The organism is Mucilaginibacter sp., assembly GCF_025359345.1.
Classification (GTDB): domain Bacteria; phylum Bacteroidota; class Bacteroidia; order Sphingobacteriales; family Sphingobacteriaceae; genus Mucilaginibacter.
Genome location: NZ_JANYGQ010000032.1, coordinates 300,666 through 325,936 on the forward strand (window position 1 = coordinate 300,666; position 25,271 = coordinate 325,936).

At 43.7% G+C, this 25,271-nt stretch carries 24 protein-coding genes; 9 read left to right on the top strand and 15 right to left on the bottom strand.

Going from position 1 to position 25,271, the window contains the following annotated elements:
- Nucleotides 1-246 precede the first annotated feature (246 nt).
- Nucleotides 247-606 carry a nuclear transport factor 2 family protein gene (locus tag Q0R52_RS21755; RefSeq protein ID WP_295798483.1) on the top strand — a complete coding sequence of 120 codons (360 nt, stop codon included), beginning with the start codon at nt 247-249 and terminating at the stop codon, nt 604-606.
- Nucleotides 607-651: 45 nt separating this feature from the next.
- Here the strand turns inward: Q0R52_RS21755 and Q0R52_RS21760 are convergent, their stop codons facing one another.
- Nucleotides 652-1,164 carry an SHOCT domain-containing protein gene (locus Q0R52_RS21760; protein WP_295798485.1) on the bottom strand — a complete coding sequence of 171 codons (513 nt, stop codon included), beginning with the start codon at nt 1,162-1,164 and terminating at the stop codon, nt 652-654.
- 380 nt (nt 1,165-1,544) lie between these two features.
- Between Q0R52_RS21760 and Q0R52_RS21765 the strand changes: the two genes are divergently transcribed.
- On the top strand, nt 1,545-2,714 hold the full coding sequence (locus Q0R52_RS21765) for a heparan-alpha-glucosaminide N-acetyltransferase domain-containing protein (RefSeq protein ID WP_295798488.1): 1,170 nt from the start codon (nt 1,545-1,547) through the stop codon (nt 2,712-2,714).
- A 148-nt stretch (nt 2,715-2,862) separates the two neighbouring features.
- The gene (locus Q0R52_RS21770; RefSeq protein ID WP_295798491.1) at nt 2,863-3,489 is read left to right on the top strand and encodes a GNAT family N-acetyltransferase; all 627 of its coding nucleotides are present in this window, start codon (nt 2,863-2,865) and stop codon (nt 3,487-3,489) included.
- A gap of 102 nt (nt 3,490-3,591) precedes the next feature.
- Here Q0R52_RS21770 and Q0R52_RS21775 read toward each other — a convergent pair whose 3' ends face one another.
- Nucleotides 3,592-4,239, bottom strand: a complete 648-nt coding sequence (locus tag Q0R52_RS21775; RefSeq protein WP_295798494.1) for a flavodoxin family protein — start codon at nt 4,237-4,239, stop codon at nt 3,592-3,594.
- A gap of 193 nt (nt 4,240-4,432) precedes the next feature.
- On the opposite strand from Q0R52_RS21775, the gene Q0R52_RS21780 reads away from it, so the two are divergent.
- A complete protein-coding gene (locus tag Q0R52_RS21780; RefSeq protein WP_295798496.1) occupies nt 4,433-5,005 on the top strand; it encodes an NAD(P)H-dependent oxidoreductase in 573 nt (190 codons plus the stop codon).
- 196 nt (nt 5,006-5,201) lie between these two features.
- Here the strand turns inward: Q0R52_RS21780 and Q0R52_RS21785 are convergent, their stop codons facing one another.
- Nucleotides 5,202-8,012, bottom strand: a complete 2,811-nt coding sequence (locus Q0R52_RS21785) for a prolyl oligopeptidase family serine peptidase (RefSeq protein ID WP_295798499.1) — start codon at nt 8,010-8,012, stop codon at nt 5,202-5,204.
- A 162-nt stretch (nt 8,013-8,174) separates the two neighbouring features.
- On the opposite strand from Q0R52_RS21785, the gene Q0R52_RS21790 reads away from it, so the two are divergent.
- Complete coding sequence (locus Q0R52_RS21790; protein WP_295798501.1) at nt 8,175-9,209, top strand: acyltransferase family protein; 1,035 nt, start codon at nt 8,175-8,177, stop codon at nt 9,207-9,209.
- A gap of 64 nt (nt 9,210-9,273) precedes the next feature.
- Here the strand turns inward: Q0R52_RS21790 and Q0R52_RS21795 are convergent, their stop codons facing one another.
- Nucleotides 9,274-9,993, bottom strand: a complete 720-nt coding sequence (locus tag Q0R52_RS21795) for a DUF4397 domain-containing protein (protein ID WP_295798504.1) — start codon at nt 9,991-9,993, stop codon at nt 9,274-9,276.
- Nucleotides 9,994-10,242: 249 nt separating this feature from the next.
- On the opposite strand from Q0R52_RS21795, the gene Q0R52_RS21800 reads away from it, so the two are divergent.
- Nucleotides 10,243-10,788 carry a ferritin-like domain-containing protein gene (locus tag Q0R52_RS21800; protein ID WP_295798507.1) on the top strand — a complete coding sequence of 182 codons (546 nt, stop codon included), beginning with the start codon at nt 10,243-10,245 and terminating at the stop codon, nt 10,786-10,788.
- A gap of 76 nt (nt 10,789-10,864) precedes the next feature.
- On the opposite strand, the gene Q0R52_RS21805 is transcribed toward Q0R52_RS21800, so the two are convergent.
- The 5 genes from Q0R52_RS21805 to Q0R52_RS21825 all read right to left on the bottom strand — a co-directional run bounded on the left by Q0R52_RS21805 (nt 10,865) and on the right by Q0R52_RS21825 (nt 15,509).
- Nucleotides 10,865-12,424, bottom strand: a complete 1,560-nt coding sequence (locus Q0R52_RS21805) for a M20/M25/M40 family metallo-hydrolase (protein ID WP_295798509.1) — start codon at nt 12,422-12,424, stop codon at nt 10,865-10,867.
- Nucleotides 12,425-12,528: 104 nt separating this feature from the next.
- The gene (locus Q0R52_RS21810; RefSeq protein ID WP_295798512.1) at nt 12,529-14,031 is read right to left on the bottom strand and encodes a cryptochrome/photolyase family protein; all 1,503 of its coding nucleotides are present in this window, start codon (nt 14,029-14,031) and stop codon (nt 12,529-12,531) included.
- A gap of 38 nt (nt 14,032-14,069) precedes the next feature.
- Nucleotides 14,070-14,678, bottom strand: a complete 609-nt coding sequence (locus Q0R52_RS21815; RefSeq protein ID WP_295798515.1) for a DUF2238 domain-containing protein — start codon at nt 14,676-14,678, stop codon at nt 14,070-14,072.
- Nucleotides 14,679-14,831: 153 nt separating this feature from the next.
- Nucleotides 14,832-15,029: a hypothetical protein gene (locus Q0R52_RS21820; protein WP_252793256.1), complete on the bottom strand. Its 198-nt coding sequence runs from the start codon at nt 15,027-15,029 to the stop codon at nt 14,832-14,834.
- Nucleotides 15,030-15,122: 93 nt separating this feature from the next.
- Nucleotides 15,123-15,509, bottom strand: a complete 387-nt coding sequence (locus Q0R52_RS21825; RefSeq protein ID WP_295798518.1) for a hypothetical protein — start codon at nt 15,507-15,509, stop codon at nt 15,123-15,125.
- Between the two features lie 109 nt (nt 15,510-15,618).
- Between Q0R52_RS21825 and Q0R52_RS21830 the strand changes: the two genes are divergently transcribed.
- Entirely contained in the window at nt 15,619-15,780 is a 162-nt protein-coding gene (locus Q0R52_RS21830; protein WP_295798520.1) for a hypothetical protein, read from the top strand.
- A gap of 87 nt (nt 15,781-15,867) precedes the next feature.
- Here Q0R52_RS21830 and Q0R52_RS21835 read toward each other — a convergent pair whose 3' ends face one another.
- From Q0R52_RS21835 to Q0R52_RS21845, 3 genes are all read right to left on the bottom strand, one after another.
- Nucleotides 15,868-16,725 (bottom strand): RNA polymerase sigma factor RpoD/SigA, encoded by an 858-nt coding sequence (locus Q0R52_RS21835; protein WP_252793254.1) that lies wholly within the window; start codon nt 16,723-16,725, stop codon nt 15,868-15,870.
- 158 nt (nt 16,726-16,883) lie between these two features.
- Nucleotides 16,884-17,075: a cold-shock protein gene (locus tag Q0R52_RS21840; protein ID WP_252793253.1), complete on the bottom strand. Its 192-nt coding sequence runs from the start codon at nt 17,073-17,075 to the stop codon at nt 16,884-16,886.
- 128 nt (nt 17,076-17,203) lie between these two features.
- Nucleotides 17,204-17,914: a DUF92 domain-containing protein gene (locus tag Q0R52_RS21845; RefSeq protein ID WP_295798525.1), complete on the bottom strand. Its 711-nt coding sequence runs from the start codon at nt 17,912-17,914 to the stop codon at nt 17,204-17,206.
- Nucleotides 17,915-18,173: 259 nt separating this feature from the next.
- On the opposite strand from Q0R52_RS21845, the gene Q0R52_RS21850 reads away from it, so the two are divergent.
- The gene (locus tag Q0R52_RS21850; protein WP_295798527.1) at nt 18,174-19,724 is read left to right on the top strand and encodes an MFS transporter; all 1,551 of its coding nucleotides are present in this window, start codon (nt 18,174-18,176) and stop codon (nt 19,722-19,724) included.
- 241 nt (nt 19,725-19,965) lie between these two features.
- Nucleotides 19,966-22,392 carry an outer membrane beta-barrel family protein gene (locus Q0R52_RS21855; protein ID WP_295798530.1) on the top strand — a complete coding sequence of 809 codons (2,427 nt, stop codon included), beginning with the start codon at nt 19,966-19,968 and terminating at the stop codon, nt 22,390-22,392.
- Between the two features lie 275 nt (nt 22,393-22,667).
- Here Q0R52_RS21855 and Q0R52_RS21860 read toward each other — a convergent pair whose 3' ends face one another.
- From Q0R52_RS21860 to Q0R52_RS21870, 3 genes are all read right to left on the bottom strand, one after another.
- The gene (locus Q0R52_RS21860; protein ID WP_295798533.1) at nt 22,668-23,045 is read right to left on the bottom strand and encodes a LiaF domain-containing protein; all 378 of its coding nucleotides are present in this window, start codon (nt 23,043-23,045) and stop codon (nt 22,668-22,670) included.
- 213 nt (nt 23,046-23,258) lie between these two features.
- Nucleotides 23,259-23,456: a hypothetical protein gene (locus Q0R52_RS21865; RefSeq protein ID WP_295798536.1), complete on the bottom strand. Its 198-nt coding sequence runs from the start codon at nt 23,454-23,456 to the stop codon at nt 23,259-23,261.
- Between the two features lie 181 nt (nt 23,457-23,637).
- A complete protein-coding gene (locus Q0R52_RS21870) occupies nt 23,638-25,200 on the bottom strand; it encodes a M20/M25/M40 family metallo-hydrolase (RefSeq protein WP_295798539.1) in 1,563 nt (520 codons plus the stop codon).
- Nucleotides 25,201-25,271 lie beyond the last annotated feature (71 nt).

Genomic DNA, 25,271 nt, shown 5'->3' on the forward strand with positions numbered 1-25,271 from the left:
TGTCTTTTAATTCGGCCTAGTGCAATCGGTCGGCGGCATCGTGGGTTTGAGTGAGTTAATTGGAGAAAATATAGTAGATGAAAACTAGTCTTTTAGGGGGGTATGGATTCGAGCTAATTTAGAACCAATATTTAACCCAGGTAGGAATGCCGTTCCATCGCCAATAAATTAACACAAATTTAAAATGCTAAAACAGGGCGCTGTCGTTTATAATATTTAGCTTTAATAAAAATTAAAACCTTTATTATGAACACACAACAAGTAGCCGACAGATTGGTATCACTTTGTCGCGAAGGCAAAAACATTGATGCCATTAATGAATTGTATGACGATAATATAGTTAGCCACGAAGCAAAAGGATCGCCTATGGAACTTGCTGAAGGCAAGGAAGCTGTATTGGGTAAAAATCAATATTGGTATAGTACGGTAGAAGAAATTCACAGCGGTGAAGTTTCAAATCCTATCGTTATCGGTAATTTCTTCACTGTTTCGATGCATATGGATGTTACTTATAAAGAGGGCGGAAGGATGCCTATGCAGGAAATAGCCGTTTATGAAGTGAAAGATGGAAAAATTGTTGCCGAGCAATTTTTCTACAATATGTAATTGACGAAGAGGCGCCCCGGGCAATCGGGGTGGCTCTTCGTTTTTTTATTCGTCAAGCAATTTCTTCTTTTGCGCATCATATTCCGCTTTGGTAATAGCGCCGGAATCAAGCAGTTTTTTTAGCTTCAATATTTCATCGGCTACACTCGTGTGTGAAACTGCGCCCGGGGTTGTGCCGCTGCAGGGCGTCACCTCGCAGGCAGCAATGGCTTCAACTATCCAGATATCGTAAGTGCCAATGCCGCCGGCTTTTACCGTAAACATCACCTTATCGCTGCCCGACATCTGCGAGGCCATTTTAATTTTCCGGATAACTGCGGTGCTCAAGGCAAAATCCTTACGTGCGCTAAAATTATTGCCGTTGGGTCTCGGCGGAAAAAATGGTGGTGGCGTTACTTGTACATACTTAAAGTTACCTTCGGGCATCGAGCCCATGCCTACCTTAATGGTATCGCCTATATGGTAGGTTTTCCCGTTGGGGGCTTTAAATTCTTTCAGGCTTTGGCAAAATGCCACAGCAGGCAAAATGCTTATGAGTATTAATAGTAATTTTTTCATTTTATGGTATTTAGGCTTGGCTAATATGAACAGTTAGGATACATGTCAAACAAGCAGCGGGGCAAAATGTTTACCGGGCATGGAAATCGACCTTTTAGGGCAGGCCTGCGACCTGCGCTGACGGAGGCCGCCCCGTTGGGGGTTTTTTCATTTTTTTTTAGTCTTCGAGCACCCATTAGCGATGTTAGATTAAAGTGTGCAATAATATTGTAATAAAGAATACTCCACCCAGCCCCAAAGGGGCGACACTCATCAGCGCAGGTCGCAGGCCTGCGCCAGGGGCAATGTTTCTTTTTGTATTTTATTTTTTACAAGCAGATATTGGTATTTTAATTAAATTTATTGTCAAAACATACCTGTTAATCAAGTAAATACAACCAATGACAACCGCTGCTACATCACAAAACAAACCGTCATCAAACAGGATACAAGCTGTTGACCTGCTGCGCGGCGCCGTTATGGTGCTGATGGCTATCGACCATGTGCGCGTTTACTCGGGTATGCCGGCAGGCGGGCCTGACCCCGGTATATTTTTTACGCGTTGGGTAACGCACTTTTGCGTGCCCGCCTTTGTGTTCCTGGCCGGTAGCAGCGCATTTTTGTATGGCAATAAATTAAATGACAGACATAAACTCACCCGTTTCCTGCTAACCCGGGGCCTGCTTTTGGTGGTTTTGGAGTTAACACTTATCCGCTTTTGCTGGACCTTTAATTTGAATTACGGGCAGTTTATGCTTGCCGGCGTTATCTGGATGTTGGGCTGGTGTATGGTGTTGATGGCCTTGTTTGTACGATTGCGTCCGGTAACAATGGGCATAGCCGGGTTGCTGGTGATGTTCGGGCAACAGCTTTTTCATTTCGTGCCTTTGTTACTGCCGCAGAACTGGCGGGGTCATTTTGGGTGGTTTTGGGAGTTCGTTTATCCGTCTGACGGAGACTGGCTGCCGGGCATCAACATCCTGTATGTAATTGTTCCGTGGATAGGGGTAATGATGGCTGGTTACGGATTTGGTACCATCTTGCTTAAACAAAATGAGGATCGAAAAAAAACATGCTTGCGTATAGGGATTAGCGCTATCATAGTTTTCCTTGTGGCTTCAATATTGGTAAATTATTTCGGCCCGGCCTACAACGGCGATAAACCGTTTTTGTTTAGAATCCTCGACCAGAAAAAATATCCTGCATCGCAGCTATACCTGTTGATGACGCTGGGGCCGCTGATTGCGCTGGTGCCCTTTGCTAACCAGATCAAAGGCCGGGTTGCCGATATTTTTATAACGTTTGGCCGTGTTCCATTCTTTTATTATCTGCTACATATACCGCTAATTCACTTGCTGGCGCTTGGTGTAAATTACGTGCGGGAACGAAATATTCACCAGGATTGGTATGGAACAGCGCCTTACACAGAAATAGCACCCGAACACCGTTGGGGCCTGCCAATACTTTATTCAGTTTTTATTATCGCCGAGGTGATACTTTATTTAGCCTGCCGGTACTATGCGAAATACAAAGCGGCCCACCCGGAGAAAAAAATATTGACATACATATAGCCTGGGTTTAAACTCAAAGAGAACGGGGAAAAGAAAATTATCAGTATGTTAATTCGAGTTATTGTCTGCAACTAATTCTGTTTGTAAGCGTCTATATGGTTAAAATTGAAGATGTTAAGCTTATCCATGTAAAACCCAAATCACGGCCATGAATTTAGTTAGCAGTATAAAAAATAGCACTTTGGCTGCAAAACGTGCAATTGGCAATTTTAGGCGCCCCTCCGCCAAAGCCAATGCCTTAAAGTTACAAGCCAGGGGCGAAAACCCCGCATCCATCATTATCCGCGAAGCATTGCCCGGCGATATACCGGCCCTTGCCACGGTACATGTAAAAGCCTGGGCCGAAACATACGAAAATGCAAGGCATCTTCCCGATTTTCAACTGCGTGAACGACAGTGGCGGCAACAGTTTGAAGTTACTGATGGCAGCTGGTTTTGCATTATTGCCGAAAGCCCCAAAGGTGAATTTGTTGGGTTTGCAAAAGGTAGGGCCTATAAGCATAGTGACTTAGCCGACTTTTCGGGCGAGTTGAATAAGATATATTTACTGCGCGATTACCAGCGCCTGGGCCTTGGCAGCAAGTTGCTTTGCGAAGTAGCGCGGCGCTTTTTAGATAAAGGTATCGGGTCGATGATTTTATTTGGTGAGTCTACCAATCCATCCGGCTATTTTCATGAGGCTATGGGCGCCGCGAAGATTTACGGCGACCACGGTGAATTTCACGGCAGCTATGGCTGGCGGGATTTGCGGAAACTGGCGGCGAAATGCGCCTGAAAATAGCCGGTATTTGAAAAATAATCCAACCCACCAGCTAGGGGCTGGTCTCAAACAATTGCCATTTTCTATGGTATTGGTAAGCGGATAACCTCTATGATTTTAATTGTGTTTGGCTAGTTCGCTCAGTTGTTTCAAGTTGCTATCAATCGGGTTGGCTTTCAGCAGTTTTGCAAAGTACGTGAGATTTGCTATCATCCAACGCAGCGTATAGTTTGTATAATAATATTTCTCTCCGCCGCCCTCAACGTAATCTTCGCCGCCGCCGGCCATACCAACCCAATAAGCATTTACATTTGGCGGAACAGTAAAACCAAGTTCCTGCACTGCCCATAATATCTGCGCAGCACAAGCATGGGCGCCATCCTCGTTGCCCGTTATCAGGCATCCGGCAACCTTATTATAGGTAAAATACTGGCCGGTTTTTTCGTCGGCAAACTTATCGTCATGAAAAATAGCATCCAATCGCTCAATCATCCGTTGGGTGGTCGACGCCAGGTGCCCCATCCAGATTGGGGTGCCGACAATTAAGATATTGCATTTTTTTATCTTTTCAAGAATAATGGGCCATTGGTCGCCTTTGCCCATGTCAGCATCGGTGCCCGGCCTTACGTCATAATCAACTAACCTAATAACCTCAGTTTGCACGCCGTTATCTTTTAATTGCTGTTCTGCTTTTTTTATGAGCGCCCCCGTATTAGAAAATTCGGGCGATGGTTTTAAAGTACAATTGATTATTAGAGCTTTCATTATTTTGCTGATTAAATTATTCAACTTAAAGTTTAACAATCTGTAGCGCAAATTGTTAGATATTATTTCGATTCAATTGTAATCTTAATGCAAATAATACCGTTGGTTGTATGCGTTGTGTCACGTTTAATAAGATAATAATATTGTGTGTTTAAACATTTATATTTTTGTTGTGTCATTAAATCAAAGAACAATGTATAAGCTGAAAATAATATCATCAACTATAAGGCCCGGGCGTAAAGGTCCGGTAGTGGCCAAATGGATAACCGAAGCAGCAGAGGCCCACGGTGGTTTTGAAGTTGAGTTTCTCGACCTTGGCGAAATCAACCTGCCGTTAATGAATGAGGCTGTTCATCCAATTATGCGGCAGTACGAACACGAACATACCAAACAATGGAGCGCAAAAATTGAAGAAGCCGATGCCTTTATTTTTGTAACCGCCGAATATGACTATAGTTACCCCGCATCATTAAAAAACGCCCTTGAATACCTGGTACACGAATGGGCCTACAAGCCGGTTGGCATTGTTAGCTACAGTGCAGGTGCCTTTGCAGGTGTACGGGCGGTAATGAGTTTAAAATCCGATTTGCTTTCATTGAAAGCTATCGCACTTCACGAAATGGTAAATATTCCCGTGGTACATCAGTACGTCAATGAAGAAAATCAATTTGTACCCGATGAAAAATTGAACACAGCCTCAACCGTTATGCTTAACCAACTAACGCGCTGGACAAAAGGCTTGAAAGCGATAAAGGAAGATAAATAAGTGGAGGAGTTCATGGTTGATGGTTTATAGTTCATGGTAGCTGCGGTGGCAGTAGACAGTCTGAAAATCAGTGGCAGTGATTAGAATCAGTGGGTAGCTATCGGCAGCATCTTTAATTATGACTGCTACTAAACACTGCTACTGCTACTATTTCCCAGGCTATGAACTATGAACCATCAACTATGAACCAAAAAGTCTATTTCTCCAACTCAAATCCCCAATCTCTTCCCTTGTCAATGGCTGGCACGCCCTTATCCATCCAAACCGGCATGGGGGCGCCTTTTAAAAAGTGGTCGAAGAATTGTTGTTCACGGATAGAGATATCCTTGCGGTTTTGCCGCTGAACAAGGTTATGCGCCTCGCCGTTGTATTGCAGCAGCCAAACAGGTTTGCCTAACCTGCGTAATGCGGTAAACATCTCAATACCCTGGTACCACGGCACAGCGCCATCCGCATCGTTCGACATGATCATTACTGGAGTTTTAACCTTTGGTAATTGAAAGAGAGGCGAGTTTTCAATATACAGATCTGGTTTTTCCCATAAGGTAGCGCCAATACGACTTTGAGTTTTTTCGTACTGAAACTGGCGGTTTACGCCGCTTTCCCAGCGGATACCGCCATAGGCCGATGTCATGTTTGCAACCGGTGCGCCGGCCCACGCTGCTGCATACATATTGGTTTGCGTAATCAAATAAGCAACCTGGTATCCGCCCCAGCTTTGGCCCTGTATGCCGATGTGTGTACCATCAACCCACGAATTTTTTTTTAACGCCTCTATCCCAGAATTCACAAATTCCACCGCCGATGCGCCGGGATGGCCGGTTTGGTAGCTGATGTCGGGTGCAAAAACCAAGTACCCGTTGCTCACAAAAAATGAGATAGGCAAGCGCGATGGCGTAGGAGCAGGGGGGATGTAGCTATACAAACCTTCTGACAGCTTCTCGTAAAAATAAGCTATCATCGGGTATTTTTTTGCCGGGTCGAAATTTTCAGGTTTGTACAATATTCCTTTTGAATGAAAACCTTTTGGGGTGGTCCATTCCACTAATTCTGCCGTACCCCAGTTGTATTCTGCCTGTTGCGGATTAATGGCGCTAAGCCGGGTCTCCTTTTTCAAATCTGAAGAAACATACAGATCAGGCGACTGTTGGTAGCTGAATTTTGTGTAAATAACCGCCGGAGAATTTTTGGCTTTTTGAAGGCTGCTATAGCCATTGGGTGCCATAATTATTTTCTCCGGTTCAGTCATGCCGCCAAGTTCCTTTTTATAATAGCCCCATTGTTTGGTCCGCTCATCCTGTGCAATTAACCAAAGCATACTTTTTGAGGGTATAAACTTCTGCTCCGGATCGGCGCTGTTATAACGGAAGATAATTTTGTTTTTGCGACCAACGCCATTTGTTAAACTTACGGCGCTGCCGGTTTCTGGGTTAATGCTCCAAATGTCGTAACGATCGTAAATCAGCACGTTTTTATCGTGTTCTTCCCATGCAGATAATCCGTACGGCGATGGGTCGTCCGGAACATCATTTTCTTCTTCACCCATTTTTACGCCGGTGGCCTGCGTTAAATTCGTTTTTTTTGCTGTCGCGATGGAATAACTGTGCCAGTTTTGGTCTTTGCTATCAAACCAAACCACATATTTCCCATCAGGAGAAATGCTGTAACGGGCTTTTAGTCTATCGTTTATACGCACACGGCCGCCGGTGCGGGTATTAATAAGGTATGCTTCCTGGCCCGAGCCGCCTTCCCACTGACTTTGAACGCGGGCTCCTGTGTCAGTAAGGCCCAAAACAAAACCAGCATCATTGTTGTCTGGCATTAAAATATCACGCATGTTCAAATCACCCAGCATTACAGTTTCCTTATCGCCAACATTCGGACGGATGATGGCCGTATAGCTCCGCCGCAATTCCCGCTGCAGGTTTTTTAATTGCTGAGGTTGCAGGTAGTCGTCTTTATAATTCCATATATCCAGCTTGGCAACCTCAAAATCAACTATCGTGGTATCAATTGGTTTTGGGATAGGGGCAGTACCAAAATAAAGCGCGTTACCGCTCTTACTGAAAAACACTTTGCCGTCGCCACTGGCGGCCCATTTCTCAGGCATGCCTAATGAATTTGGCCCCGCTGAGATATCGGCAGTATCTCTGGTTGTGTTATAGTAATAAAGTTTAAAGGGTTTTACAGGCGCTTTTTCCGGATTTTTCTCTGCAGTGAATGCCAGTTGCTTACCGGCATCGTCAAAAGTGAGGTTGCGATAATTGCCCCTGCCGGCACTTATCATTTTCAGGCTATCCTTATCAATATCATATAAATACATACCCGATTTCACGTCCTTCGGTTTTTTAGGCACTGTTACCGCAAACGCCAGCAACTTGCCATTTTTACTAAGCTGGTATTCGGTAACATATTCAAACACGCGGGTTTTGCCGGTAAGCAATTGTTTTACCGATAACTCTGCACCTTCACGTGTTGGCGGGGCTATGGTTGTGGCAATAGCTTTTTTAGAGGTGTCGGCAGCGGCTGCTTTCTTTACCGTATCAGCAGGGGATAGGTAAGCAATTACCGGGGCTTTTTCGGCTATTTTAAACGAGCGGATAGCCGGCACTTTTTCAACGGTATTTTTACCCAGCGTAATTATGCCCAACGTGTCTTTTGGAAACTCGGCAGGTTTTTTCTTTTTTATTTTTGCCTGGCGGATGTCTTTAAAGAAAGGTTTTATGAGGCAAACAGCAAACTTTGAGTCGAATGTCAGGCGGGCAGTATCTGCCCTTGGTACCTGGAATTTGCTGCTGTTTTTGGGATCGGTTATCACAAGATTGGCATCACCTTGTTGTGGCTTAATTACATAAATAATCCATTTACCATCGTTGCTGATATGCTCATTATCTATGCTCTGCCAGGCATCATAAACCGAATGGTCGAGCGGCTTTTTAGCGGTATTTTGTGCGGAAGCGTTATAGAATGCAACGAGGATAAATACAGGAAGTAAAAATTTCTTCATAGCCGATTATTAACTAACTAAATATGATGAAATTTTAACTGTTTATTTAATATCGGATCAAAATTGTTACACTCACCACTTAATTAATCTACAATGCTGCGAGGATGATAAACTTTTCGGTTAACATTTCTTTTGTACATTCACCATGTGATAAGATCTGATTTGGAAAGTAAGCGACCCCATTTATTTTGGCCCGACTTTTTAAGGGCTTTAGCCATCATTTTAGTAATTACCATCCATTGCAGCAGCGCGGTAGGTAATTTCTCCATTAACCCGGATTTAAACTGGTGGACGGGAAATTTTTACGATTCAATATCAAGATGTTCTGTGCCAATGTTTATTATGGTTTCAGGAAGCCTGATTTTACCCAAAACTTATTCAACTAGTGAGTTTCTCCGAAAAAGAGCGACAAGAATTATTCCGCCGTTTGCATTTTGGACAGCGGTTTTTATACTGTTTAATATAATTGACCGGGGTTTACTGCAAAGCGGGCATATTTTCAAATTCATTGTATTGTCTGTTATCAACGGCGCTTATTTCCACCTGTGGTTTGTATACGTGCTTATTGGCATTTACCTGGCAACGCCAATTATTAGCAAATGGATAAAACACGCATTGCCCGCCGACATATCATATTATTTAATTTTATGGCTGGCGGGTCTGTTGTTAAATGCGCCCATTCTAAACAAAATGGGGATCGCATCGCTATTCATTAATTTCCCTGCCTACATCGGGTATTTTATTTTAGGCCATTATCTAACTATAAAAACATTTAACACAAAACGCGTAAAGATTTATGCTGCTGCGATTTTTTTTGCCGGGTTTTTAATTACTTTTTTTGGCACTTATTTTTGGTCGGTGCATACCGGTGCTCTCAATGCTATTTTTTATGAATACGCCAGTGTAAATGTGGCGATGATGGCGGCGGGAATTTTTATTTTTGTTAAACACGTTCGCATGCCTGTATCAAAAGCTGTTACCTCAATTGTGCAACTAATTTCTGACTATAGCTTTGGGATATACCTGATTCATCCACTGTTAGTGTTGTTTTTGGAAAGAACTAATGTGAACATAGCAAAAACATCTCCTGTTTGGGGAGTGCCGGTTACTGTTTTAGCGGTGTTATTGATGTCGATATTGATTTTGCGCTTAATTAAGCTATTACCTTTTGGCCGATATTTAACGGGTGTAAATTAGCAGGCAAAAAAGAAACCCGCCTTTTTTGGGCGGGTCTCTTAAAGTGTACTATAGGTAGTTAATATTAGTTTAAGCTTGGGTAAGCGTTTGTAATTAAATCAGCAGTCAATTTAGTAGCATCGGTAGCACCTGCAAGTCCTCGCAGGTAAATGGTGTAAACATAACCGCTGTTAATGCTTACGTTGGTTAATGTAGTCAACACAGTGTTTGTGCCTGCCTGCCTTATCTCAAAAGTGTAAGTTTTGCCGACTATTGGTGTAAAATCTGAAAATTCTTTAAATCCTTTATTTGCTACCAGTACGGCCCCGTCTTTTACTGCAAAATCAACTGCGGGCGCATCCGGGCTAAGATTTACAAACCTTAAATTAGCGCTGCCTGATGCGGGCTGAGTGATGGCATCGGTTAAAACAAGGAAACCTGGTGTAGCCGATTTGCCTACAAGGCAAAGTGTATAGGCGAAGTTTTGTTTAAGCGTTAAAGTATCGCTAAAAATAGTGCTTCCTGTTCCCGACCGTGTGAAAGCTCCGGTCCTTTTACCCACATAGGCCCTGAAATAGTCGAGCCCACCACCATAAACTATCTGGTTGGCATTTACACGCATGCCATCAAGTGTAAAATCCAGCGGTGTTTGACCAGGTGAGTCCTGTATAACACTTAGCAACGCCACAGGGGTTGCAGGTACTGTGCTATGGTCTTTCAGACAGGATGATAGCGTTAATGATAATAAGCAAACAGCAAAAAGCCCCGCCACTGATCTTTTCGAATTGTTTTTAAAGTTTTTCATATTTAATAGTTACAAATAATTTATACTACACATTACGGATAAAAAACGCGTAACGCTACAATGATATTTTAAAAACTACAGGTTTTTGTTGCAAAAGCAAAGCATCCCATGCTGGTTTGAGTTAATTTAATAGTATTAGTACATGAGTAAAATAAGTTAATTTGAAATAAAATATATTGAAAGTTAAAACAAAGGGATCGGTATTCTGGTTGCTTAATGTACATATACATCTATTTAAAACTAAAAAACATGGCTACTAAAACAGCAAACACAAAACCTGCCGGTTTAACCGGTAAAATGGAAGACTCAGAATTTCACAAATTCTTTGTTGACGAACTTAAAGACATTTACTGGGCCGAGAAACACCTTGTAAAGGCCCTGCCTAAAATGCAGAAGGCCGCAACCAGCAGCGATTTAGCTGCAGCGTTTGAAAAACACACCCAGGAAACACAAACACATGTTGAAACACTGGAGCAGGTATTTGCACTGCTTGACGAAAAAGCAGTAGCGAAAAAATGTGATGCCATGGAAGGCTTGCTTGCCGAAGCTACCAGTATTATTGAAGACACGGACAAAGGTACCCATACCCGCGATGCCGGCTTAATATTAGCAGCCCAAAAAGTTGAACATTATGAAATTGCAACATACGGGTCATTACGCACGTTTGCACAAACTATGGGTCATACCGAAGTGGCTGACCTGTTGCAACAAACGCTTGATAACGAAAAAGCCACAGACGAAGCTTTAACTCAGGCCGCAGAAAGCATGGTGAACGAAGCTGCTGCTGCAGAATAACAAAACAAACTAACTAAACAAAAAGCCGCCTGCAGTTATTGCAAGTCGGCTTTTTATTTGTTATCGGAAGCTGATACTACAAGCCATCAAATACAAATGTTCCTTTCTCAGGAGCTTTGCGTGGTAACATATCAGGCCGCATACTTGCCTGGTAAACAAATGATGCCACAATTACAGCAGCTTGTTTAAGGTCTTCTATTTTAAGGTGGTCGTAGTTGTCCATATTGCTATGATGTGTGCGGGTCTCGTAATCTATCGGATCCTGGATAAACTGAAAACCCGGAATACCTGCCCAATCGAATGAAAGGTGATCGGTTGAACCTGTGTTTTTCAGTGTGACGGTGCTGGCGCCTAAATCGGCAAACGGTTTAAACCATTCCTGGAAAATTGGAGCAATGGCAGTATTGCCCTGTGCGAAAATACCGCGGATTTTACCGGTACCATTGTCAAGGTTGAAATACGCCGATACTTTTGCAGCCTCAGGTTTTAAAACCAGGTCGGTGCCACGGTAATGGTTTTTTACGTAGCCATATGAGCCCAGCAAACCCTGTTCTTCGCCACCCCATAATGCTATGCGGATAGTGCGTTTTGGTTTTAAACCCAGCGAATCCAGCAAGCGAACAGCCTCAAGCATTACAATACAGCCTGCGCCATTGTCCGTTGCACCGGTTGATGAAGCCCAGGCGTCCATGTGGCCGCCCAGCATCACCAGTTGCGATTTAAGCTTTGGATCAGTTCCCTGGATTTCGCCTACTACATTATAACCTTTTATGTCCGAATCGTTAAACTTTGCTTTTACATTAAGGTTCAGTTCAACCTTTTGGCCGGATGCTAGTAAACGTTTAATGCGCTGCCCGTCTTCTGAAGATATAGCAACTTTTACCACACTTTTTTCGCTGTTGGTTTTGTAACCGATAAGGCCCTGTACAAAAACGGTCCCGTTACGGTTTTCGCCGCCGGTGGTCAAAATTGCCAATGCGCCCGATTGCTGGATAAGTATCGGCACCCGGGCAATAGTATTAAAATATTTTAGAAAGCCTTCCAGCATTTCCCTGCTCAGCATGTAGGTATCCTTCATATTAGCCAGGGCTGTATCAGCCAGGCGCTCTGATGAAGGTTTATAATCCTGCTCGTAGCTTGGCGCGCCGCCTGCTATCAAAACAAATTTTCCCTTAAAATCAGCAGCGTGTTTAATAATATAAGCGGTATCCATAGCATTTGCAGCTGGTAGTACCACCACCTCGCCATGTATCTCGCCATTAGTGTTGCCACTCCATGGCTCAGGATAAGCAATTATCGATTGTGAATAAGGCGCTTTAAATGATATGCTGAAATCCTGTATTTCCCAGCCTTTGCCAAAATCGCCCCATGGCTCCATGGCTGCATTTGTCATGCCCCATTTTTTCATGGTTTCCACGGCCCACATGCCTGCGCGCTTGTAACCTAGTGAATTGGTTAGCCTCGGTCCCGAAACGTCAGTAATATAGTGAGCGATAGACGGAATATGCGAGTTTGACATCTCGGCCCGCCTGATTTTGCCGAATGCGGCGGTGTCAACAGCTTCCTGTTGGGCGTAAAGGCTTACGCTTGCCAGCATAAGCGCCGAAAGAATGGTTTTAAAGTAATAGTGTTTCATGTCTGATTTGTTAATGGGTCAGTTTAATTATAGCTAAAACTATGATATTGCCTTTGTAACTACAACTTTATTTGGAAAAGCCTGATTGATCAACAAAAAAGCTATCATTTATTTAGAAGTGTCAAAAACTGTTCAGCATTATTTAAATGCGTATTTTTTTTATCTGCAGGCATGTTATCAAAAGTTTTGACGAGCATACCCAGGCGTGGGTTCTGTAAAAAAAAACTGCGATGCACATGCATAAACCGCCAGAATAAACCGTCCCAGGTATCCTGCCAGGGGCCCTTTTTCCAATCGCCCATTTTCATTAGGTAATTGCTGCCGCTAATGTACGGTTTGGTCATCATAAGCCCGCCATCGGCAAATTGGGTCATCCCATAAACGTTGGGCACCATCACCCAATCGTAAGCATCAATATACATTTCCATAAACCAGCGGTAAACATCGTCGGGGTCAAATTCACAGAGTAGCATAAAATTCCCCATAACCATCAGGCGTTCAATGTGATGAGAATAACCTGTTGCCAGTACTTTTTTTATAACTTTATCCACCGGTGATATACCGGTTGTTCCGGTCCAAAACGTTTTTGGAATTTTGCGTGTAAACTTCCAATAGTTTTTAGTGCGCTGTTTACTTCCTTCCCGTTCATACACAATATGTACAAATTCGCGCCAGCCTAATACCTGCCTGATGAAGCCTTCCAACGAATTAAGCGGTATTTCATTATCTGAGGCTGCCTGCAACGCTTTGTCGATTATTTGCTGCGGGTTAAGTAGCCCGATATTAAGCATTGGTGTAAGTATGGAATGGTACAGGAAACTTTCGTTGGCAACCATTGCGTCTTCATAAATGCCGAAGTTAGCCAGCCGGTGGCTTAAAAAATCGTCAAGCCATTTTTCTGCGTCGGCAAAATTTGTTGGATAAAATCCGCCAATATTGCCGAATGGCGATGTGGTGGCGCCGTAATTGTTTGGGAAGTTTTTATCGACCCATGTCTTAGCCGCGATAGTAAATTCGTTGTCAGCGGGCACTTCAAGTAAAGGCACCGCACCGTTTTTCGGAAATTTAAGGCGATTATCGACATCATAAGTCCACTTGCCGCCAACAGGCTGTTCAGCTCCTTCCAAAAGTATTTTCCGCAGCTTACGCTGGTTTTTGTAAAAATCTGTCTGGAAATAAGTTTTTCGTTCATCGAAAAATCCGGCAACCTCCCCGGCGGCGTTTAAAAAGTTAGGCGATTTATACGTTCTAACGTCTATTTTTAGCTTTTTACATTCCCGGAGTATCCGGCTGTTTAGCCAGTTATCGGCAGCATCAGCGTAAAATATTTGATTTATACCCTTACGCGAGAGGTCATGCAGTAACAACCTGACGTCAGACAGATTGCTGGTTGCATCGATATAATTTACAACTATGTTTTTTTCAGATAGGTAACGCGCGTACCATTTCATCGAGGCACGATGCAGCATCAACTTTTTCTTGTTGAAATTATATTGATTGAAAAATAAAGTTTCCTCTACCAGGTAAACAGGGCGGTCGGGATTTACTGCGGGATGCTGTTCAAATAATTGATGGGGGAATATTAACGTAGCACCGTTTAAATCCATGTTATACAATACGTAGTGTATACGCCATTTGTTTCCGGCTATATTGTTTTTGTTAAATGTTTTATATTTTTATCCTGTAATTTCGACATAAAAACAACCATGCAAATAGCGCCGATAGTTGCAAAAAGCATATCTGATTGCGTGTCCCAAACATCGCCCTGGGTACCTAAAAACGAATCGCCCGACGAACCGGAAGCAATCGAAACAAACCATTCCAAAAATTCATAACACATGCTGATGGCCATACAAACTACCACTGTTAAAAATGGCATCCACGATTTTCTTTGAATGATGTTTTTCCGGATATAAATCTCGCGAACTATCATGGCGGGAATAAAACCCTGGGCGAAGTGACCAAGCTTATCGTAATTATTGCGGCTTTGATGGAAAATATCCCTAATCCAGTTAAACAACGGAACCTGCGCGTAGGTATAATGCCCGCCAACGAATAGGATAAAACAATGGACGAGTATAAAATAATAGGTTAAATAACTAAACCTAAAACCCTTAAATGTTAGGGCGAGGATAACAAAACCTATGATGGCCGGGAAGACCTCCAGTATCCAGGTAAAATAATCATGTGGTGCAATTGCCGAACCGATTAGCCCAATAAAAAACAGGGTGATAAGGATATAGTATTTTTTCATTTGATAAATATGGAGATTAAAATTAACATAGAAAGACAACCGTGGAGGTAAAAAATAGCCACAGACGGCACTGAGAACGCACAGAGTCTACAAAGATTTTTTCTACCTCTTTGTGCCTTCTGCACTATCTCAGTGATTAAAAAGAGTAAATATTTAAAACTTTAATTTTTCCGCCCCGCTCTCTTCCGAATTGGTTTTTTCGTTTTGCTCCATAACCCATTCTTTATCTGCAAATATTTTTCTGTCTCTATTAAGTGTAGGGGGAACCCCAAATATGCTCATGCCTGCTAAGGCAAGTGCCAAAAAAAGACTTAAAGCGCAAAGCCTTAACACCTTTTTGAAATGTTTCATAATATACCGAATATTAAAAATGTGCCGTATGTTGACCGGCATCTGTAATGAAATAAATTGATTGTGCCGCGTTTATCGGCAAAGAGGGTGGTATTATGCTAACGCGATGGGTTCGTCGCCGTTATTATTGGGGATGGTTTTACGCTGGTAAAAAAAGACGGCACGCGGTCTAGTGCAATATTGACAATTTATAAACCGCGTTTTTGCCAGCACGCCATGAATTTGGGCAAGGCTAATTACTCGAGCAGAAAAAATAGCAGAGGGACTAAAACCCAATGGTATTTGCTTTAATGCCCTGCTGAAAGAAATAGTTCTTACCGAGCAGCTTTCATTTGCCTTAACTACTTCGGTTTTTTGCGCGGCAAATTTTGGTTGTGACCTAACACCAGGCCCCGAAAAAGTAAAAAAGCTTAATATCAATACAGCCGCAAGCAGCCATTTCGAAAATAAGCGTTGATAGTCGTTCCGGGTAATATTCATTTCGTGAATAAAGGTACGAAGTTTATTGCAATTTTATTGGCACTATCGCCGCCCCATGTTGGCACACTATCACCGTATGTTATTACATTGCAGATGGTGCTTTTGATAAATGCAAACCGACCAATTAGCCAAAGCCGGAACCAAAGAATGGATAGCCCTCGCCGTGCTGGCCCTGCCTACGTTATTGGTATCAATGGATGCCACGGTGATATATCTTGCTGTGCCTTCAATTAGTGCGGCACTTAAGGCTACTACCGGTCGGTTAAGTTGAAATTACTTGAAAAAACATTGTAGTCAGTAAAATAAAAAAAGCCTGTGAACTCACAGGCTTTGATAAATATTGTGTACAAAATTTCGCCTACAAATACGATTGTAATGCCCCGCTGCGCGATGATTGCTTGATCCGCTGTAAAGCTTTATCCTTTATCTGGCGAACCCGCTCGCGGGTAAGGATAAATTTTTCGCCGATTTCTTCGAGCGTGTGGGTATGGTTGTTGCCTAAGCCGTAAAACAATACCAGCACTTCGCGGTCACGCTCGCCTAATTTCGATAACGAGCGGTTTAGCTCTGTAGCAAGCGAATCGTGTATCAGCGAACTGTCGGTACCCGGTTCATTGTTTTGCATAACGTCGAGCAATGTGCCTTCTTCGCCCTGTTGAAAAGGTGCATCGATAGATAGCTGCCTGCCTGAGTTTCTTAATGAATCGGCAATTTTTTCAACTGTTGTTTCCAGTGTTTCGGCAAGTTCTTCCGGCGTAGGGTCGCGCTCAAACTCCTGCTCAAGCTGCGATTGCACTTTCCTTATTTTGCTTAGCGTTCCAATTTGGTTAAGCGGCAAACGCACCGAACGTGATTGGTCTGATATAGCCGATATGATGGACTGACGTATCCACCAAACGGCATATGATATAAATTTAAAGCCTTTGGTTTCGTCAAAACGTTTTGCTGCTTTAATTAAACCAAGGTTGCCTTCGTTAATTAAATCGCCCAGGGTGATGCCCTGGTTTTGGTATTGCTTAGCTACCGATACCACGAAACGTAAATTTGCTTTGGTTAAACGTTCCAATGCTGCCTGGTCGCCGTCACGTATTTTTTGTGCCAGGATAACTTCTTCCTGTGCAGAGATAAGATCGACCTTACCAATTTCTGTTAAATATTTATCTAACGATTGGGTTTCGCGGTTTGTTATGGACTGGGTTATCTTGAGCTGTCTCATAGAAAAAAAAAGAATTAGGCCGCTAAAAGACTGCGGTAATGGATGATTGTATTAATCGTTCCTTAAGAGAAAATTGTGCTGTTGATTAACAGCAAGGAAAAATAAAAAGCATTTCCCGATTTTTACGGAAAATGCTTCGCGAATAATTATATAGATTGTTAAGCTATTTTTACTCTTACTGCGTTCGGGCCTTTTCTGCCTTCTTCAACTTCGTACTGAACTGTATCGTTTTCGCGGATGCGGTCGATTAGTCCTGATGAGTGAACGAAGACTTCTTTGCCGCCGTTGCTTGGGGTGATGAATCCAAAACCCTTTTCTTCATTAAAAAATTTTACTGTTCCTTCTTGCATTATATTGATTGTTAAATAGCTGCAAATGTAGCCATAATAATCCATAAAACTGATATTAATGCATCTTGTTTCATATTAATTGCTTTGGAGTGATATAAAAACGCGTTTTATAGCTAATAAATTAGCTTTTAGGTCTTTAAAATCAACAGGCAAACGCCTGCGCCGATAGCGGTGGTTAAAAAATTAACCACGTTATTGCCAATTAAATGCCTGCGTTCGGCAGTTGCGCCAAGCAATGAATCGGCCAGGTTACCGATAATTCCGGCCAAAACAACCCATAAAAACTCCATATTCCAGCCATGCCCGATGGAATAAACAGTCGCAATTATCATCGCTCCCGCAATTCCGGCAAGGGTACCTTCAAGACTTATTACGCCATTCAGCCCACGGATGTCTTTTTTTAAAGTGATGACGTTATAAAACCTCTGCCCCAGTATGGTGCCGAGTTCAGACGATAGCGTATCGGCAGTTGCAGATGCCAGGCTGCCAGCCATCATTAATTGTAATATCGGTGCGTGTTCCGGGTAATACCAGGCAAGGCCACCCAGTATCGCTGCAACACCGCCGTTGGCCATTACCTGCCCGGCGGTGCGGCGGCCTTTATCGGCTTCGGCAAGACCCAGTTGCTGTTTCTTTTTTAACCCAATGCTTGTTGCACCCGAGCCTAGCACAAAAAATAAAACCAGTAAGGCCAGGCCTGTGTATCCGTCGCCGGTATAAACTAAAAAACCGGTTAGTCCGCCAAGCAGGGCGGCGGGGATGGTAAGCTTTCGGGTAATAATACTGAGCACCACACCCATTAAAAGAAAAATATAAACCAGGTAATTCGCAGAAAACATGGGGCAAATATAATAAACCGCCGTAGAGACACGAGGGCATCACATCTCTGCTTAAATTAACCTTTTACCTCGTTATGCAGCTCCATTATCCCTTTACCAAATGGCGCTGTTTTAGGTAGATTGCAATCGACACAGCCGGCTTTAAACTATGCAGCTTCATTTTAAAAACAATTTATTCAACAGGCGTTAAGTATTAAAACATCGGCCTCAAATTAATTTCTCTAAATTAACACTTTATTAAATTCAATAAAAACGCATTATGGCAACAGTAGCGCTCCACAGTACTGCCGGTAAATGGATAATGGTCTCTGCTATACTCGCTTCCTCTATGGCATTTATAGATGGCACGGCACTAAACGTGGTTTTACCTGCGCTGCAAAATAGCCTGCAAGCCTCGGGGGCCGATTTGTTTTGGATATTGAATGCTTACCTGTTGATGCTGGCATCACTGATATTGATAGGCGGCTCGCTAGGGGATAAGCTGGGCCGGAAAAAGATATTTATGGCCGGCATTTTTATTTTTATCTGCGGCTCGGCCTTGTGTGGCATTGCGCCGGGTGTTACTTATTTAATTGCGTTCAGGATATTACAGGGAATAGGCGGCGCATTGATGATTCCCGGCAGTCTTTCTCTTATTTCGTCCTCCATCAACCCGAATGAACGGGGCAAAGCGATTGGTACATGGTCGGCATTTACCACGGTAGTAACCATGGGGGGCCCTGTATTGGGCGGCGCATTGGCCGATGCCGGACTATGGCGGTATATTTTTTTTATCAATCTCCCCATAGGCGTCGCGGCTTTAATAATGCTTTGGTTTAAAGTTAACGAAACTAAAGATGAGGGTGTTGATCAGTCCCTTGATTTTCCGGGTGCTGTGGCTATTGCTTTTGGATTGGCTTTGGTAACCTTTGGCTTTTTGCGCGTTCCGGCCGTTGGCTGGGGTAGCTGGCAGGTGTATATCGCACTAACGGCTGGTGTTTTGTTTTTGATAGCCTTTGTAATTATTGAAAAAACAAGTAAACACCCCATGATGCCTTTGCAGCTTTTTACCAACGCCATTTTTAGCGGCGCCAATTTGCTGACCTTATTTTTATATGCGGGGCTTGGGGCGGGTATGCTCTTTATGTCGTTAAATATGGTGCAGGTGCAGGGATACACCCAGTTACAGAGCGGGCTTACGTTTTTGCCATTTACCCTTATGATGATCAGCCTGGCACGTTTTGCCGGCGGGCTTGCCGATAAATTTGGCCCGCGGCTGCTTTTGATTTGCGGCCCGGCTGCAGCAGGCGCCGGTTTGCTGTTGCTTTCTTTTATTAAGCAAACCGCCGGCCCCGGTGATTACTGGACAACCTTCTTCCCGGGGGTTATTATCTTTGGCTTGGGTATGTCGTTCACAGTGGCGCCTTTGACCGCCGCAGTAATGGGGTCGGTTAGTGACCATTTTTCCGGCACCGCATCGGGCGTAAATAATGCTGTTTCGCGTATTGCCGGTGTGTTTGCTAACGCGATTTTTGGTGCGCTGGCCGTTTTGTTTTTTAGTGGCGCGCTGCAGCCGAGGTTAAAAGATGTGAACCTTAATTACCAGCAAAAGCAGGAGATTATGGCCCAGTCGTCAAATCTTGGGGATGCACATGTACCCTATGGCATCACTACCGACGAACAGACGATGAAGAAAATGTTCCACGAGAGTTTCATCAGTGCTTATGCCAAAATAATGCGTACGTCAGCCGGGCTCGCGTTTTTAGGTGCTTTGATGGGTGCGGTTTTTATTAAGAAGTCCGGAAAGACGGGAAAGTCCGAAAGTCAGTAAAGTCCGGAAGACGGAAAAAGTATGAAGTCGACGGTTCTTTGCATTGCATTTTTTGGCTTGCGACTTTCGACTTAAGACTCTCGACTCAAGACTCCCCCGAAAGGTGATATCAACATATTTAAAAACTACCAATAGTTATACTTTGCAGTGTTACTTTGAGGATAGTAAAATCTGCTTAAAAGATAACAACGCCTTTGTTTTGGGGCGACCGTCGATATAAAGAATTAACTAACACAATTTGATGCCATCTCTCCAAAAGGTTTTTTGTTTGCTTTTTTTATCTTTATTATCATTAAGCGCATGGTGCCAGCCGGCAACAAGTAATATTTCCATTCTTATCGTAAATGAAAAATTGGAACCTGTTGATGGGGCTACAGTAAAATTGCTGAATAATACCAAACCTATAAAAATTGTGGTTAGTAACTCCAACGGTAAAGCGCTGTTCGAAAACGTAAAAGCGGGGACTTATGCATTTATAATTACTTACACGGGTTATAAACCGCAAACTACCCGAAACTACAACCTGCCAACCGAAAGCATAGATACCATAAAATTACAACAGCTGAATGCCGTTTTGCAGCAGGTAGATGTAACTGCGCATGCGGCAACAATTGAACAGCAAAAAGGCAAAGTGATAGTAAATGTTGACGCATCAGTAACAAATGCCGGGATCACGGTGCTGGAAGTCCTGGAAAAATCGCCCGGCGTAACAGTCGACAAAAATGGCGGGATCGCTTTGCAGGGCAAAACAGGCGTGTTAATTACTATTGACGACAAGCCAACTTACCTGTCGGGCGCTGATCTGAATAATTTGCTGAGCAGCATGAGCTCAACGCAGGTATCTCAAATAGAATTGATTGCAAACCCAACAGCGCGTTATGATGCAAGCGGCAATGCCGGTATCATCAACATCAAAACAAAAAAGAATAAAATGCGGGGTTTTAACGGCTCGTTTACCACCAGCGTTGGCGAAGGCGTTTACCCTAAAAACAACAACAGCCTGGTGTTGAATTACCGGGTAGGCAAAATAAACACCTTTTTCAATTACAACGTTAATATTGTTCAGTACTTAACGGACTTGTATGCCCTGCGCAAATATTATGATGAAACCGGCAATCTTACTTCGCAGCTGAAGCAACCCTCATATTTTAAAGGCACCTTTGTTAATAACACGGTTAAAACCGGGCTCGATTATTACGTAGGACCAAAAACTACTATTGGCTTTGTGCTTGGCGGAACCCTCATACACCGCTCAGGAAATAACACGGCTACTGCGAGTTGGCTGAACCCTGCCGGGGCCGTTGACTCAGCCATTTTTACAGGTAACAACAACACCAACCGCTTTAAAAACGGTTCTGCTAATTTAAATTTGAGACACACCATATCCGATTCACAGGATTTAGCTGCAGATTTCGATTACCTGCATTATAGTATAAGCAGCCTGCAGGATTTTACCAACCATCTTTTGGCACCTGAAGGCTATACCGAAGAGTCGCACAGCGACATCCCGACGACTATAAACATCGCCTCTGGCAAGGTTGATTACACCTTAAAGGTTGATAAAAACAGCACTTTCGAGGCGGGTGTAAAATCATCACAAAGCAATACTGATAACCTGGCAGCGTATCAAAACCTGGTTGGCGGCCAGTGGGTTGATGATAACACCAAAAGCAATCACTTTTTATACCACGAAAACATCAGCGCAGTATACAGTTCGATTGAGAAAAAACTGGATAAGGTAACTATACAGGCTGGCGTTCGATATGAACACACGGGTTACAGGGCGCACCAATTGGGTAATGCTATCCAAAAGGACTCGGCTTTTTCGCGCAACTACGGCCAGTTTTTCCCAAGCGGCTACATTAGCTACCAGGCCGATACGGCAAACAGTTTTACGCTTACCGCCAGCCGCCGTATCGACAGGCCGGTATTTCAAAACCTTAACCCGTTTTATTTCATCATTAATAAATATACCTACCAAACCGGTAATGCCTACCTGCTTCCGCAATACAGCTGGAACCTGGAACTGACGCATCAGTATAAACAATTGCTCACCACGTCAATATCATACAGCACCATTAAAAACTATTTTTCGCAGTTGTTTTTGGCTGATACCGCTAAGGGCATATTACTGTATTCGCAGGGTAACGTGGGTAAAACTTATACTATTGGCTTGTCCATGGCATTGAATTTATCCCCAACGGATTGGTGGTCGGTCACTACGCAGGCAACCTATACTTACAAACGGTTGAAAGGGTTTAACGGGAATGATTTTACCAGCAATATCAATCAGCTCAATATGAGCGCCAATAACCAGTTTAAGCTGGGTAAAACCTACACCGCCGAAATTTCAGGTTTTTACACCACCAAAGCCAGGAACGATGTGCAGGAGCTGTTGTATCCAACAGGTCAGCTATCGGCAGGTATTTCCAGGCCTGTACTGAATAAGAAGGGCACTTTGAGGTTTACCGCCCGCGATATTTTCCATACCAACGCCATGGAAGGCTTTACCTCGTTCCCTAACGCAACTGAATATTTTATCATTCATCGCGATAGCAGGGTGTATACGGTGTCATTTACTTACCGTTTTGGCAAAACCTACAAAACCACCAAACGAACCGATGGCAGCGCCACCGAAGAAATGGAAAGGGTAGGGACCGGCGGCTAACGAAAAATTTGAATATCAAATAATGAATATTGAATTTCGAACGCTGAAGTTTCTTACCTCATTACTCAATATTTGTTATTCGGTTTTCAAATTAAAATCCGTCCGATTTGCAAATTTTGGAGCGTTCCAGCGTTCCATTTTTCTACGCGGAACACCTGGAACGCTGTGAAACATGCTGATTTTCAATGTCTCCAGTTTTGCCTTGCAGTTAAGATAGGGCTAATGAAAAAGAGAATGCGTTGAAACTCACCATTCTCAATCCACAACTCACCACACTATTCCCCGCTCAATATCTCGATCACCCCGAAAACTGAAGGCCCCCGCAGTACCAAAATTTTACTGGAATTAAAGCTTTCCTGCACGTTAGTACGTTTGTCTTCAACAGTCGCAAAAATTTGGGTGGTATCTGTTTCAATCCACCAGTCGTTGGGTACTCTTATTTTAACCTCGCCAAATCCCTGCTGAATATCGAGGATGGCTACGCCGGCAAGATCGGCGTGGGTAAAGTCAAGTTCGGTGTTGCCAAAAAGCTGGCCTACCTGTCCGCCGCGAAAATCTTTTGAAAGGATAGTTTTTTTAACGCCGCCAAAAACGGTAGTGGTGTTTATATAATCGTCCGGATTGGCGAATGCGTATGCTGAGTGAGTGTTCATGATTGTTAAATTTTAATGTTAATCAAAACTAACACAAGCGGCTAAGGATGAGAAGGTAAACCTTGCCGGCGGAGGTAAGATGTCGGTAAATTATGGTTTTGTGTCGGCGAACAGGCAAATGTAGTTTTGGCCGGCGTTACGGGTCAAAATACAGGCAACAAAAAAGCCGCTCAACTGGCGGCTTGTGGCATGCGTTACCGGCATTTGAATGGATTACCCAAACATGCCGATAAACAGTTCGGCGGTATCGGTTTCTATGCGCCAGTTCCAGGTGTTTAACTTAGTATCGTTGGTTTTTAAATGGCGGATTTTAGCGCCAACCGATGGCGATTCGCTTTTTATATTGCTTTTGTTGCTGTTTGTATCTATAGAGTTACCGCTGGTGGTAACTGTTGTTGTATGCTTATTCATGGCCCTGTTATTTAATAAAAATCAAAAATAGGCCAGCGATCGTGCAAGTTGAAAGGGAAATCTGCAGAGAATAATTACAAGTCGGTGAATGACGGTTTTTAATCGGCGGAATTCGCTGGCCGGTAATATAAAAGCCTGTCAACTTTCGCTGAAAGGCTTTTATATGCATTAATTCGTTCGTTTATTTATTATCCAATCCACCTCTCCTTGTCGCTTTCACAGGCGTAGGCCATTTCACCCCTTCAACTTTTATATTTTTTGTTTTATCAGGGTCTTCGCTGGCCATGTAGGCCATTATTGCTGCAAGCATGGCGTTGCTCCGCAGGTCGTCGAAAACAATTTTGTCGTAGGTATCGCGGTTAGTATGCCATGTATACGCGCCGTACGACCAGTTAAGCGAACCCAGCGAAAAACCCGGTGCGCCCACAGCATCAAACGATGCAAAGTCGGAGCCTCCACCGCCCGGTGAGCCGGGGAAGTTAGTTTTAATTCGATTTTTTAAGGTATCGGGCACGGCAGCAAGCCAGCGGCCAAGGTAGTCTTTGGAATCAACATAGCCCGCGCCGCCAAGATTTACCACGCGACCGGTGCCGTTATCCTGGTTAAACAATGCCTGCAGGTTCTTTACAATTTCGGGATGGTCTTCTACAAATGCTCGCGAACCGTTGAGGCCTTCTTCCTCGCTGCCCCAATGGCCAACCAATATTGTGCGTTTAGGGTGCGGGTAATATTTCTTTAAAAGACGCATCGCTTCCATCATCGTCAGTGTTCCGGTGCCGTTATCGGTAGCGCCGGTGCCGCCATCCCATGAGTCGAAGTGGGCGCTCAGCATTACGTACTCGTCCGGCTTTTCGGTGCCTTTTATTTCGGCGATGGTATTAAATGTTGGTACCACACCCAGTTCCTTCGATTCGGTGTGCATGCTGATCATCGGTTTATCGCCCGATTCGGCCAAACGGTAAATCATGCAATAATCTTCCAGCGCCACATCAACTGTAGGCACAATTTTAGTATAGGCGCTGAATATCTTATCGACCCCAAATCCTGCCGACCAGTTATTGGTAATTATACCCACAGCTCCGGCATTTTCCAGTGCTACAGGCAAAGTACGGGTGGTAAATCCTGTTTTTTTGATGCGGTTTTTCCAGGCATCGGTAAGTGCAGTGCGATCTTTCTTCATTTTGTCGAAAGAGGTCGGCGTAGCAAACTCCTTCCAGTTATCGTCGGGCCGGCCTGTCGGCTGGCATACAGATATCATTACAAATTTGCCTTTGGCATTTGGCAGCCATTGCTGAAAGGCTACTGAGTCGGTCACGTCAGGAAGTATTATTACCTCTGCTGTAACGGTCTTTTTACCCATTCCCGGGCTCCACGCCAGTTGCGTTCCTTCCAGCGATTTTACGCGGGGCGACACCATGTCGATATGCGATACGCCGCGTTCCCAGCCGCGCCATTCGCCCCACTTTTCGTTATGGGCGTCTATACCCCAGGTTTTGTATTTGGCAACCGCCCAGTCGTTTGCCTGTTTCATTTGCGGTGTGCCCACAAGCCGCGGGCCGATACCATCAAATAACTGGTGAGCCAGCAGCTCAAGCTGCGAATGATTGGTTTCTTCGGCCATAATGCTGTCAATAACAGGCTTATTTTGTGCCGATGCAATACTGCCGCAAAGTGCAATACCTAAAGCAACAGGTATTACTTTTTGCCAAATGGCTAGGATAGGGTGGTGGTTAGCATTTTTCATAATTCTAAGATATTAAAATGCTGCCATGTAATAGTTTTGCTATACTATTTTTACACTACAGACCCTAAAAT

Excerpts from the sequence above, each read along its gene's own strand:
- Q0R52_RS21755 (WP_295798483.1), top strand. The coding sequence starts at position 247 with ATGAACACACAACAAGTAGCCGACAGATTGGTATCACTTTGTCGCGAA.
- Q0R52_RS21760 (WP_295798485.1), bottom strand. The coding sequence starts at position 1,164 with ATGAAAAAATTACTATTAATACTCATAAGCATTTTGCCTGCTGTGGCA.
- Q0R52_RS21765 (WP_295798488.1), top strand. The coding sequence starts at position 1,545 with ATGACAACCGCTGCTACATCACAAAACAAACCGTCATCAAACAGGATA.
- Q0R52_RS21770 (WP_295798491.1), top strand. The coding sequence starts at position 2,863 with ATGAATTTAGTTAGCAGTATAAAAAATAGCACTTTGGCTGCAAAACGT.
- Q0R52_RS21775 (WP_295798494.1), bottom strand. The coding sequence starts at position 4,239 with ATGAAAGCTCTAATAATCAATTGTACTTTAAAACCATCGCCCGAATTT.
- Q0R52_RS21780 (WP_295798496.1), top strand. The coding sequence starts at position 4,433 with ATGTATAAGCTGAAAATAATATCATCAACTATAAGGCCCGGGCGTAAA.
- Q0R52_RS21785 (WP_295798499.1), bottom strand. The coding sequence starts at position 8,012 with ATGAAGAAATTTTTACTTCCTGTATTTATCCTCGTTGCATTCTATAAC.
- Q0R52_RS21795 (WP_295798504.1), bottom strand. The coding sequence starts at position 9,993 with ATGAAAAACTTTAAAAACAATTCGAAAAGATCAGTGGCGGGGCTTTTT.
- Q0R52_RS21800 (WP_295798507.1), top strand. The coding sequence starts at position 10,243 with ATGGCTACTAAAACAGCAAACACAAAACCTGCCGGTTTAACCGGTAAA.
- Q0R52_RS21805 (WP_295798509.1), bottom strand. The coding sequence starts at position 12,424 with ATGAAACACTATTACTTTAAAACCATTCTTTCGGCGCTTATGCTGGCA.
- Q0R52_RS21810 (WP_295798512.1), bottom strand. The coding sequence starts at position 14,031 with ATGGATTTAAACGGTGCTACGTTAATATTCCCCCATCAATTATTTGAA.
- Q0R52_RS21815 (WP_295798515.1), bottom strand. The coding sequence starts at position 14,678 with ATGAAAAAATACTATATCCTTATCACCCTGTTTTTTATTGGGCTAATC.
- Q0R52_RS21820 (WP_252793256.1), bottom strand. The coding sequence starts at position 15,029 with ATGAAACATTTCAAAAAGGTGTTAAGGCTTTGCGCTTTAAGTCTTTTT.
- Q0R52_RS21825 (WP_295798518.1), bottom strand. The coding sequence starts at position 15,509 with ATGAATATTACCCGGAACGACTATCAACGCTTATTTTCGAAATGGCTG.
- Q0R52_RS21830 (WP_295798520.1), top strand. The coding sequence starts at position 15,619 with ATGCAAACCGACCAATTAGCCAAAGCCGGAACCAAAGAATGGATAGCC.
- Q0R52_RS21835 (WP_252793254.1), bottom strand. The coding sequence starts at position 16,725 with ATGAGACAGCTCAAGATAACCCAGTCCATAACAAACCGCGAAACCCAA.
- Q0R52_RS21840 (WP_252793253.1), bottom strand. The coding sequence starts at position 17,075 with ATGCAAGAAGGAACAGTAAAATTTTTTAATGAAGAAAAGGGTTTTGGA.
- Q0R52_RS21845 (WP_295798525.1), bottom strand. The coding sequence starts at position 17,914 with ATGTTTTCTGCGAATTACCTGGTTTATATTTTTCTTTTAATGGGTGTG.
- Q0R52_RS21850 (WP_295798527.1), top strand. The coding sequence starts at position 18,174 with ATGGCAACAGTAGCGCTCCACAGTACTGCCGGTAAATGGATAATGGTC.
- Q0R52_RS21855 (WP_295798530.1), top strand. The coding sequence starts at position 19,966 with ATGCCATCTCTCCAAAAGGTTTTTTGTTTGCTTTTTTTATCTTTATTA.
- Q0R52_RS21860 (WP_295798533.1), bottom strand. The coding sequence starts at position 23,045 with ATGAACACTCACTCAGCATACGCATTCGCCAATCCGGACGATTATATA.
- Q0R52_RS21865 (WP_295798536.1), bottom strand. The coding sequence starts at position 23,456 with ATGAATAAGCATACAACAACAGTTACCACCAGCGGTAACTCTATAGAT.
- Q0R52_RS21870 (WP_295798539.1), bottom strand. The coding sequence starts at position 25,200 with ATGAAAAATGCTAACCACCACCCTATCCTAGCCATTTGGCAAAAAGTA.